The sequence below is a fragment of the Azotobacter bryophylli genome (assembly GCF_042643485.1).
GTDB classification, from domain to species: domain Bacteria; phylum Pseudomonadota; class Gammaproteobacteria; order Pseudomonadales; family Pseudomonadaceae; genus Azotobacter; species Azotobacter bryophylli.
On record NZ_JBHRSJ010000008.1, the window covers coordinates 1 to 10695 of the forward strand.

At 66.2% G+C, this 10695-nt stretch carries 8 protein-coding genes; all 8 read right to left on the reverse strand.

The window, feature by feature from the left end; all coding sequences use genetic code 11:
• The coding region (tssI, locus tag ACFOJE_RS05035; protein ID WP_377813190.1) for a type VI secretion system tip protein TssI/VgrG at positions 1-636 on the reverse strand (636 nt) is incomplete at its 3' end.
• A 17-nt stretch (positions 637-653) separates the two neighbouring features.
• Positions 654-1631: a serine/threonine-protein kinase gene (locus ACFOJE_RS05040; protein ID WP_377813191.1), complete on the reverse strand. Its 978-nt coding sequence runs from the start codon at positions 1629-1631 to the stop codon at positions 654-656.
• Positions 1628-2347, reverse strand: a complete 720-nt coding sequence (locus tag ACFOJE_RS05045; RefSeq protein ID WP_377813192.1) for a PP2C family protein-serine/threonine phosphatase — start codon at positions 2345-2347, stop codon at positions 1628-1630. The genes ACFOJE_RS05040 and ACFOJE_RS05045 overlap by 4 nt, the downstream gene beginning before the upstream one ends.
• The gene (tssM, locus tag ACFOJE_RS05050; RefSeq protein ID WP_377813193.1) at positions 2347-5886 is read right to left on the reverse strand and encodes a type VI secretion system membrane subunit TssM; all 3540 of its coding nucleotides are present in this window, start codon (positions 5884-5886) and stop codon (positions 2347-2349) included. Before tssM ends, ACFOJE_RS05045 begins: the two co-directional genes overlap by 1 nt.
• A gap of 16 nt (positions 5887-5902) precedes the next feature.
• Complete coding sequence (gene icmH / locus ACFOJE_RS05055; protein ID WP_377813195.1) at positions 5903-6775, reverse strand: type IVB secretion system protein IcmH/DotU; 873 nt, start codon at positions 6773-6775, stop codon at positions 5903-5905.
• A 218-nt stretch (positions 6776-6993) separates the two neighbouring features.
• On the reverse strand, positions 6994-7956 hold the full coding sequence (locus ACFOJE_RS05060; RefSeq protein ID WP_377813196.1) for a PoNe immunity protein domain-containing protein: 963 nt from the start codon (positions 7954-7956) through the stop codon (positions 6994-6996).
• Positions 7946-9439 carry a hypothetical protein gene (locus ACFOJE_RS05065; RefSeq protein WP_377813197.1) on the reverse strand — a complete coding sequence of 498 codons (1494 nt, stop codon included), beginning with the start codon at positions 9437-9439 and terminating at the stop codon, positions 7946-7948. The genes ACFOJE_RS05060 and ACFOJE_RS05065 overlap by 11 nt, the downstream gene beginning before the upstream one ends.
• On the reverse strand, positions 9436-10695 hold a 1260-nt coding region (gene tssI, locus ACFOJE_RS05070), incomplete at its 5' end, for a type VI secretion system tip protein TssI/VgrG (RefSeq protein WP_377813198.1). The genes tssI (ACFOJE_RS05070) and ACFOJE_RS05065, both read right to left, overlap by 4 nt.

The following is a 10695-nucleotide window of genomic DNA, read 5'->3' on the forward strand; positions in this document are numbered from 1 at the left end:
GAAGCGCTCGATCACCGGCGTATCGGCCACCAGGCCGCTGCCCTGCCGGTAGGCGGTCGGCGCCAGGCGGGGAAACGCCGTCTGGTCGTCGCCGAACACCAGCAGATGCCCGTCGGGCGCGTGGCGGAAGTGGTAGTGGATCCCTTCCTCCTCGCATAGGCGCTGGACGAAGTGCAGGTCGCTCTCGTCGTACTGCACGCAGTACTCGCGCGGCGGGTAGTCGCTGCCGAGCGGGAAGCGGCAGGCGTCCTCGAGGAGGCCGTGCTCCTTGAGCACCCGGGCGACGATCTGCGGCACGGAAAGCTGCTGGAAGATGCGCTGGTTGACCCGCTGGGCCAGGTAGGCCAGCCGCGGCACCAGCGCGACCCGGTAGCGGGTCAGCCGCCGGCCGGATTCGCCCTGGGCGACCCGCTGGATCAGCCCGTGCACGCCGTGGCCGGCGCGGTCGAAGGCGAGAAAGGCCGGCCGGTGCAGCAGGCGCTCCAGATCCAGGTCGGGCCGCTCGCCGACCAGTTCCAGGTCGAAGCGGTAAGGCTGGCTGATCGCCTCGCGGCCGCTGAAGCCGAGCACCTGCAGCTCGGACGGCTGGCCGTCGATGGTCAGAGAGAAGTGGGTTTCATTGGCGGGGGCGAACATGGCGGACTCCTTCCTGTTCATCCATGCGAGAGGCATAGCCAGCGGCGCAGGCGGCTGGAGCTTGCGCTGAAGACGGCCAGCAGTTCGACGGCATCGATGCGGCGTTTCGCAGGATCGAACGCCAGAGCTGTGCGCAGGGCCGGCCAGCATCGTGATGGCAGATGCGCCGGGCGCTGGAGTATCCGATCCAGTCCGATGTTCTGCGCCTGTCTGCCGTCCACGCGGCGGAAGGGATGGCTACCGGCGGACAACTCGTAGAGTAGGCAGGCGAGGGCGTAGATATCCGTGGCCACGGACAGGGGGGCGCCGTCGAGCAGCTCCGGAGCGGCGTAGCGCGGAGTCCAGGCGGCAATGCGGCTGCGGCACAGGCGCGGCAGACCGGGCAGCCGTCCGGCAACGGACTGGCCGAGGCCGTAATCGAACAAGCGCAGGCCATCGTCGGCGAGGATCACATTGCCGGGCTTGAGATCGCCGTGCAGCACGCCACAACCGTGGGAGTAGGCCAGCGCCTCGAGCAGGGGCAGGGCGATCGACTGGCAGTCGGCCCAGGGCAGCCCCTGCGGATGCTCGTCGAGCAACTGATCGAGGGTCGGTCCCTCCAGCAGCTCCTGAACGATAAAGGCATGCTGGCTCGGAGTGTCTACCTCGAAGCCGAACAGTCGCACCACATGCCGGTGGCTGAGCCGGGAGGCGAGGGCGAACTCGCTGTAGAGCAGGGCGTGGGCGTCCGGATACTCGGCGAACTCCGTGCTGAGCGTCTTCAGCGCCACGTAGGGCTCGGGGTCGCCGAACTGCTCGCGCAGCAGGTCGCGAGCGCGATACACCGCGCCCATGCCGCCGACGCCGAGCAGCCGCTCGATCCGGTAGCGGCCGCCGAGCACCTCTGGCAGATCGCCGGATCGTCGCGGGCTGACCGGCCGGAAGGCGGCAGCCGCAGGGGCGAAGGCGAAACAGGTGAGATCGGAAGCCCGGCCGGTCAATGACATCTCGTTCATCGACGGATCACCACGGCACTGAGATTGTCCCGCGCCGGCCCGCGCAGAGCCAGTTCGAACAGGCGCTGCACGGCCAGCGCGACGGTGGGCAGGCTGAGGGCGGCACCGAGGACGTCCGACGACAAGCTCTGGTGCAGCCCGTCGCTGCACAGGAGAAAGGTATCGCCGGGCAGGGTTTCCAGTTCGAGGATATCCAGTACCAGCTGCTCGCTGGCGCCCACCGCACGGGTCAGGGCATGGGCGGCCGGATGCTTTGCGGCCTGCTCGGGCGCCAGCTGTTGCTCGTCGATCAGTTGCTGGACCAACGAGTGGTCACGCGACAGTTGGTAGAGCCGGCCACCGCGCCACAGGTAGCAGCGGCTGTCGCCGGCCCAAACGCAAGCGGCACGCTCGCCGTCCAGCAGCAGCGCGACCACGGTGCTGCCGATGACCGGGTCGGGACAGGCCGCGGTGATCGTGAGGCTCTGGCCCAGGCGCCGGTTGAGCGCGTGCAGGCAATGACGGATCTGTGCCAGACGCCGTTCCAGGCTATCCGCGCCGGGCATGGCGGCAAGGCTGTCGACCACCAGGCGACTGGCCAGTGCGCCATTACGGTGCCCGCCCATGCCGTCGGCGACCGCCCACAGCCCCCGTTCCGGCAGATCGAGCACGGCATCCTCGTTGCGCGCCCGGACCTTGCCGGCCTCGGTGCGCGCCGCACTTTTGACGACGGCCATCAGAGCATCGCCGGCAGCTTGAAGTCGCGCAGCAGGGCGATGTCGAACGGGTTCGGCGAGCGCTGGCTGTGCAACAGGTAGTTGGCGTGCCGGCCGCCGAGGTTGGCCTTGACCATCAGCACGTCGCGACCGCTGTGGTAGTCGACCTCCATCAGGTCGAGCAGGCGGAACAGCGACCAGGGCCCGGTGTTCTGCTCGATGCCCACCCGGCGTCCGCCCAGCTCCTCCACCACCAGGCTAGTGCGCCCGGCATCGGCGTCGGCCGGCCAGCGGAAGGCGGTCTGCACGATGGGGCCGTGGCGGTATTCCAGCTGCTGGTCGCCGAAACGGAAATCGGCGCGGCCGAGGCTGGAGTCCAGCGAATAGGGCTCGAGCGTGAACGGCACCTGGGGCTGGTCCGGGTCCTCGGCGAAGAAGCTGCGGCGGATGGTCTGTGCGTGACTCATCTGGGCCAGGAAATCCCGCGACAGCGGCAGCCCCCGTCCGTCCACCTGGCGCAGGCGGTACTGCCCGGCGCTGCCGCTGACGAAGGGCTTGAGGTAGCGCTCGAAGAAGCTGTCGGCCACGCCCTGGGCCTTGAAGAACTCACGGAAGTCGGCCAGGGCGACTTCGCTCTCGCTATGGGCGCTGAACGGATAGCGCTGGCGCAGGGAGCCGTTGTAGAAGGCGTACAGCTCACTCTGGTAGCGCTGGTTGAGGTACTCGTGGGCATCGTTCAGGACCAGCATCCAGCTGTCCTCGGCGAGCAGGGTCAGCCACTGGCCGAGCGGCTGCGGCAGGCGGGCGGCGCTGCTGCGCAACTGGTCGATGGCATCGCGCTGGCCGCCCATGCGCGCCCTGGCCAGCTCGAAGGCGGCCTGCTCCGAGGCTCCGGCATGGGCCAGACCGGCCAGCTGCAGCTGCAGGGCATCCATGGCCTGCAACGCCGGTGCCAGCTCGGGACCGGCGCCGGCGTTGTCGTCGAGCAGCCGGTGCAGCGGGGCGAAGCGACGCTCCAGGGACTTGCGCGCGGTATCCGGCAGTCCCTTGGCCAGGGCGGACTGGGCCTCTTCGGCCGCGGCGGCGGCCAGCTTGCCGGCCTTGCCCAGCGGCCCCTTGGTTTCGGCGAGCGCCGCGCCGGCTTCGGCGGCGCCATCGGCGGCTTCCGCCAGCCCGGGGAAGCGGGTGTTATCGCGTACGGCCACCAGCAGCTGCAGCAGCGGCGAGTTGGCGGCGGTCAGGCCAGCGAGCTGCTGTGCCCCCTGGGCCGCACTGCCCAGCGGCTCCAGGGCCAGCTGGGCGACGGCCTCGCCCCAGTGGTTGGCGTAGTCGCGGAAGTACAGCTGCTCCATCTCCACCAGCAGGCGGCCGAGGTCGTTGGCGCTGAGGCTCTCGCCGTTGCCGAGCACCCAGTTGTCGCGCAGGATCTCGCGCACCAGACCGCCGCCTTGGGCGACGAAATACTGCTGGTAGCCGCGCTGGGTATAGAAACCGGGGATGGCGTAGTCGCCACCGGTGAAGAACCCAGCTTGCGGGCCGAGCTGCTGGCTCAGACGGTATTCCGGCAGGCTGCGGGCCTGCTCGCGAAGCATGCGGTAGACCACGTTGGCCAGGGACTCCCGGCGCAGCACGTCGCGGGCCTGGGCCACCAGCGCATCGTTCAGCGGGTAGGCGGCGAAGGGCTCGGCCAGCAGACGGGCGAAATGGCCGTTCAGGCCCTGCTGGGCCGCGGCGTTGCCGGGATGGCGCTGCGACCAGTCGGCAGCCAGCCACTCCTTGAGGAAGAGCGGATCGCGGCGCTCCACCAGGTTCAGCATCAGGTAGGCCCGCAGGCTGCCCAGCAGCCGCTCGCGGTCGCCCAGATTGGCGCGGATCTGCGCCTCCAGCTGGCGGGCGATGCGCGGCAACAGCAGGTCTTCCAGCTCGCGCCGATAGGCCTGGTGCAGCACCGGATCGACCTCGTCCCCCTGGTACAGGCCGCCACGCTGCAGCCAGGACGCTTCGCCGGCGGACGGGAATACCTGGGTCGCGGCATAACTGCTGTCCAGCGCCGCCAGGGTCTGCAGGGCATCGTCCCGGGGCGCGATCGCCTGCTGCTGGCGGCCGAGGGTCCGGGCGATTTCCTGCAGTTCCTCCAGGCGCCCGTGGTTGGCCGAGAACCCCCTGGCCCAGAACAGACCGAACAGCGCCAGGCAGGCGAAGGCTCCGGCATAGAGCGCGCGCTGGCCCCAGTCGATGCGGCGGATTTCCTTCTGGTCGAGGCCGGCGAGATCGGCCTCGGGGAAGATTACCCGGCTCAGCAGGTGATTGATGAAACGCGCCCGACCGCTGCGAAAGGTCGGCAAGGCACTGCCGGAGAGGCCCAGGTTGCGGCCGATGCCGGCGGTCAGCGGATCGAGCGGATTGTCCAGCTGCGGCGCGCTGGTCAGATAGAAGCCGCGCAGCTGGCTGGCGCGCTGATAGCGGTTGCCGGCGAAGGCCATTTCGACGAACAGACACAGGTGCTCGCCGATCTGCCCGAGCTGGTGGGGGAAGTCGAGAATCCGCCCGCGACGCTGGGTGTCGCGCTCCTGGTGCATGCGCAGGATCACCTGGCTGTTCAGGCGCTGCAGCAGCCGCTCGAACTCCTCGCGCACGACCCCGGCCTCGGTGCCGTTCTGATCCTTGCGGAAGCTGGCGCCGAGCACCTGGTCGCTTTCCTCGCGGGACAGCTGGTCGAAGAATTCGGCGAAGCCGGGCAACTGGTCGGCCTTGCTCAGAACCAGGTAAACCGGCAGGTCGGCGCCGAGGCGCTGATGGATCTCCAGCAGGCGCTGGCGGGTCTGTCGGGCGAGGGCTTCCAGCTCCAGCTCGTTGCCGCCGAGCAGCCTATCCATCGGGATGTTCACCAGCACGCCGTTGAGCGGTCGGGCCCGGCGGCGGCGCAGGAGGCCCAGCAGTCCGTCCCAGGCGCGGCCGTCGACGGCCGGGTCGGGCTGGGTCAGATAGCGGCCGGCGGTGTCGATCAACACCGCGTGTTCGGCGAAGTACCAGTCGGCATAACGGGTGCCGGCGACGTCCTTGGTCAGCCGCTGGTTCTCGCCGCGGTTGAGCGGAAACTCCAGGCCGGAGAAATCCAGCAGGCTGGTCTTGCCGCTGCCGGTCGGCCCCAGCAGCAGGTACCAGGGCAGCTCGCGGCGCCATTTCTCGCTGCGCCCGCTGTACAGACTGGAGCGCTTGAGGGTGCGCAGGGCTTCCAGGAAGCGCTGGCGCAGGATTCCCCGCTCCTCGTCGACCAGCCCTTCGTGGTGCAGGCGCTCGCGAGCGGACTCGTCGGTCTTTTCTGTCCTCTGTCGGCGGGTGCCGCGCCAGCTGGCGAAGACCAGGAACAGGCCCCAGGCCAGGCACAGCGCGGCGATGCTCAGCAGGCGACTGGTCGGCGATTCCCAGAACTTGTGGTCGGCAATCGACAGCAGCGGACCGAGGAACCATACCAGCAGGGCCAGCAGCAGGAGCAGGCACAGGCTCCAGACCCAGGTCTTGCGGAAAAACGCGACAACTTTGCCGAAAAAGTCCTTCATGGCATTGCTTTCCTGATTACGGCTTGGGCTCGACCCGGAGAGTCGGATCGACGGGCTGGTAGGGCGAGAGGGCGGCGTCGCGCTGCTCACCGAGCACCCAGGCAAAACCGCCATAGAGCACGGCCAGACAGAGCAGGGTGAACGATGCGACCAGCCACCAGGGCACGATGCGCACCAGGCGCCGGCGGGTATCCCGCAGGCCCTGCCAGTGCGGCGAAACCTCCCGCGGCACGTCGCCGCGCAGCTGGCGGATCTGCCGGTAGAGGCTGTCGCGCACCGACTCCAGTTCGAGCATGCCGCGCGGCAGCACCCGGTACTTGCCCTCGAACCCCAGCGACAGGCAGAGATACATCAGCTCCAGCATCGGCAGGTGCTTGACCGGATTGCGCGACAGGCGCTCGAGCAGCTGGAAGAACTTCTCGCCGCCGAAGGTCTCGTTGTGGAAGCTCGACAGCAGGCTCATCTGCGCCCACTCGCTCTCGTTGCCCCAGGGCGTGGTCACCACCGCCTCGTCGAGCACGGTGCAGAGCACATAGCGCGCGGCCATGACCTGACTGCTTTCCACGCCCTCGTGCAGGGCACGGTGCTCGAACAGCTTGAGCTCGCCGGCCAGGCGCTGATTCAGCGCATGCAGCTCCTCGCCCTCGAAGCGGTGCTTGAGCCGCACCACCTCGGAGAGCAGGGCGGAGGCCGCCGCCACCAGCGGGTTGAGCCCGAAGTTGAAGCTTTCCGCCGGGCGCAGGCGGGCGGCGTAGACCATCCGCTCCTCCAGCTGCTCGTACTGCGGCGGCGCGACGAAGTCGGTCAGCGGGCTCTGCGCCGCGGCCTCGCCGTGACGGTTGAGGATGACCGTCTTGTCATCCCGTGCGTAGTCCATTTCGCGGATCATGTCAGTGGTTCCCGATCACCCTTCAGTCAAACGCTCGCGGTCCATTCCTTCCGGCACCAACGCATCCGCCGTCGCGAGACGTCGGGGGAGGTCCGGGCAGGATGGCCTCGGGCAGTCAATTTCTGTATTCATGTCGCGCTGCAGCCAGTCGAGGTGCGCCTGCTGCGATGGGCAGCAGTGCGGGATTCAGAGGAATGAGTGGCGGAGAGGCCCTGGCATCAGCTGGGGTCCTCGCCGGACCAGTACCAGATCGTCGCCCCCCAGCTCGAATCGCTGAAATCAGGCATGGTTTCCCCCTGCTGGAAAGAGCGGCGAGAGCCGTTCTGTGCTGGGGTGAACCAGTAACCGGCTCGCGGGCAGGGTTGTCCTGCCTCTACACGGCCGATCTGCGCCGAGCCGGCAGAGGGAGTGAAGTTGCGCGCGTAGGTGACCAGGTCCCTGGGGTAGACCATATGGCCGATCTGGCTGTCGTCGATGTTGAAGAGGAAGGCGATGGCACCGGCCTCGAAGGCCCAGTAGCCGCTGTAGCTGCCCTCGTCGCCGTCGATGCTGAGATGCGAGTCGTACCAGGGAGCCTTCTTGAAGGCGGGGTACCAGTCCTTGCAGTACTTATCCAGCAGCTTGCTGGCTTCCTTGGGCGTGGCGGCGCGAATGACCTTGAGCAGGCCGGCGAAGGGGCGTTTGAACAGCAACTCATCTGTCTTGACCCGGCTGTCGTCGTAGAACGAGAGCAGGGTTTCGTAGATGGCGTCCTGGCCCTTGTTGTCGCGGTCGAAGATGGCGGAGAGACGCGGAATCAACTCGCCACGGCCGAGCAGGATGCACAGGCTGAGGGTTTGCAGGAACTGCTCGTAGTCGTCGTTCTCGCCGAAGCCGGCGCAGACTTCATCGCTGCCGTAGGAAATGATGGAAAGTTCCCGATCTTTCTCATAAGCAGCGATTAAAGCATCTAGCTGAGGGGCTATTTGCTCTGGGCTTTGGCCCGCACTATAAGAGCAAGATATTAAAGTGTAAGCATTTCTCCGTAGCCTGGTAGCTAGTATTGCGCTGTAGTAATCGCTGACAAGAGGGTTGGCAATATCATTAAAAATATCATTATTCCAGTCGTTCAAGAGTGAGATGTATTTTTGGAAATATTGTGTTGTTGCAAAAGATTGGCGGCATTGTTTGTCAGTGCTCATAATTTTCTTCCCTAAGGCCTGGCGCGGCGGGATGTTTGTTCGTGTTTCTCTCGCGCTGCTTGGCCTTATTGACTGCAGCTTTTACATCATCTTCGGTGTAATGAATGGCTGCATGCTCATCATGAAGTTTCGCACTGCCACTCTCAAAGGTGGCACCTAGATGCGTCAGCATTGAATCGTTGTAAGACGGCATATAGAGCATGTGGCGGCTATAAGATGGTGACCCGTCCGATAAACTCTTCATTATTTTTCTGACGATATTGGGAGGAACGGCTCGGTCTATGTTTTTATCAATCCACTCATGACTCATCTGCACGACCCGGCCGTGCCCACTGCCACTGCCTTCCAGCAAGCTGGATATCCCGGGCTTGCGTGTATTACCGGGCTTGCTCATATATTTTGGCTTCTTGCCGCTGACGCTGGCCTTGGCGTCGACAATGGCGAAGGGCTTGCCGTCGTTGTGTGCGCAGCCGTTGGCGCACCAGACCGCATCGATGCCGGTACCGAAGGAGGGATCGGTCAGCTTGAACAGCTTCTGGTGGTCCTTCGGGCTACCGCCACGGGACAGTTTGCCGGCCACCAGCGCGCTGGGCTTGGCGCCTGTCCAATGGCCCGCGCCGCCCAAGTCGTGGGCCTCCCAGCCACTGCCCCAGCCGAGCTTCTCGTAGCAGTAATAGTCCGCGATATGTTCTCCGGCGACGCTGAGGATAGCGTTGTCGATACCCTCGATCGGGTACGTGCGTGTTTTCTGGGCATCTATCCTGTTCGGGCCGGCCTGGCTCGGGCTGTCCTTGCCTTCGGCGTTGTCCCGCGCCTCGCCCTTTGGCTTGATACCGACAGCGGGCTGGCTGCTATCGGAGACTGTCGCGGAGCTGTTGCGTTGCTTGCTGCGCCATTTGAGCAGGCGCCGCTCGACGATGCCCAGCATGCTCGGCAGGTTGTCGCGGGCAATCACCAGTACATCGATGACACTGCGTTGCAGTGAACTCGGCAGCGCCTCGAAGGCACCGGAGTCCCTGACGCCTTCGATGATCTCGTCGAGCTGGCTGCGCAGGGCACCGGCATCGAAGATCTTGGCCAACAGCTCCTCCGGACTGGTTCGGATACCGCACTCTTCCAGCACGAAGCGGAGGAAGTCGAACAGCACCGGCGCGAAGCGCTCTGGGTCGCGGTTGACCAGACGCAGGCTTTTCTTCACGCCATCCCCGGGGCCCGGAATCCAGCCGATGATCGCCAGCACCAGATCGAACTGGGCCTCCTCCTTGGTGGACGCCGTTTTCGATTGATAGACCCGGATCGCCGACTCGACGGTGTCGTAGGCGTCGATGGCCTGGCCCAGGAAGGGCACGGCTCCGAGGGCGATGCCCTTGGCCAGCTCGGTTACGGCTTCCGCATAGGCGGCCTGGCGTTGTGCCTGCGGATCGAGTTCCTGTTCGTCCTCGTTCAGTTCGAGGTCTTCGTCGTAGTGGTCCATGTCGCTCATACCAGTCGTCCTGAGGCGCGGGCGATCAGCTCGTCAATGTCGAGGGTTGCGGGGTCGAGGCCGATGCGACGCAGGTCTTCCTCCAGGTCGCGCCGGCTGGTTTTCACTGCCTTGATGGGCTCCAGTTCGAAGCTGCGCGGATCTTCGCCGTAGTAGATCTTCGAGGGGCCGGGCGGTATATCTTCGAGCCGGGCGAAGCCTTTCTCATCCAGCGTGCCTTCCCTGACCGAACCATCGCTGAACTCCACTCGATAGGGGGCGTGAGGAACGGGTTCGAGGTTGTCGTGATGCAGGTTCAGCTCCAGCCAGGTGGTATTGGCCTTGGCGCTATCGAGTAGATTGCCGGCCCTGTCCGTATCCGCCGCTCCCGGAATCAGCGGGCCGAGTATCTGAATGCCCGAACCGCTCCCCGGGGCCCCGCCCGAGTTGATGCGGATGGTCGCCCCGCTCAGCGTCACCCCGCTCGGATCGAGCTTGAGCCAGCTGCCGCCGCCCTTGGCGGTCAGCTCCATGCCGGTATCGATCACCACCTTGCTGCCGGCGTAGTAATGGATCTCGTCGCCGGCTTCGACGAACTGGCCGCTGCCGATCTTCACGTGCTGCTGGTTGCCGACCGTCAGGTGATCGCTGGCGCGCACTTCGCTCTTGCGATCGCCGAAGGTGATGCGGTGCTCCTCGCCCCCGAACTCGCTGTAGGCGTTGGCCTCCACCCTGTCGTGGCGCTCGTGGCCGATGCGGATCCTCTGATCGTGCTCGATGTCCTGGTCCCAGTCGCGCTGGGCGTGGACGTAGATCTGCTCCTGCCCCTGGCGGTCCTCGAGGCGCAGCTCGTTGTAACCTTCGCCGCCGGGGCTGCTGAGGGTCTTGAATACGCTGCGGGTCTTGTTGGCCGGCAGCTCGTAAGGAACCGGGTGTTCCACGTGAAACAGGCAGCCGCTGACCAGCGGCTGGTCCGGGTCGCCTTCCAGAAAGGTCACCAGCACCTCCATGCCCACCCGCGGCACGGCGATCCCGCCGTAGCGGTTGCCGGCCCAGCCCGAGGCGACCCGCAGCCAGCCACTGGTCCTGTCGTCGGCCTGGCCCTCGCGGTCCCAGTGGAACTGCACCTTGACCCGCCCATAGGCGTCACAGTGGATCTCCTCGCCGGCCGGACCGGTGACCACCGCGGTCTGGCTGCCCAGCACCTTGGGCTTGGGATGCGCGAGGGCCGGCCGGTACGGCGCGTCCCACGGCGTGGCGGCGAAGCGGTTGCGGTA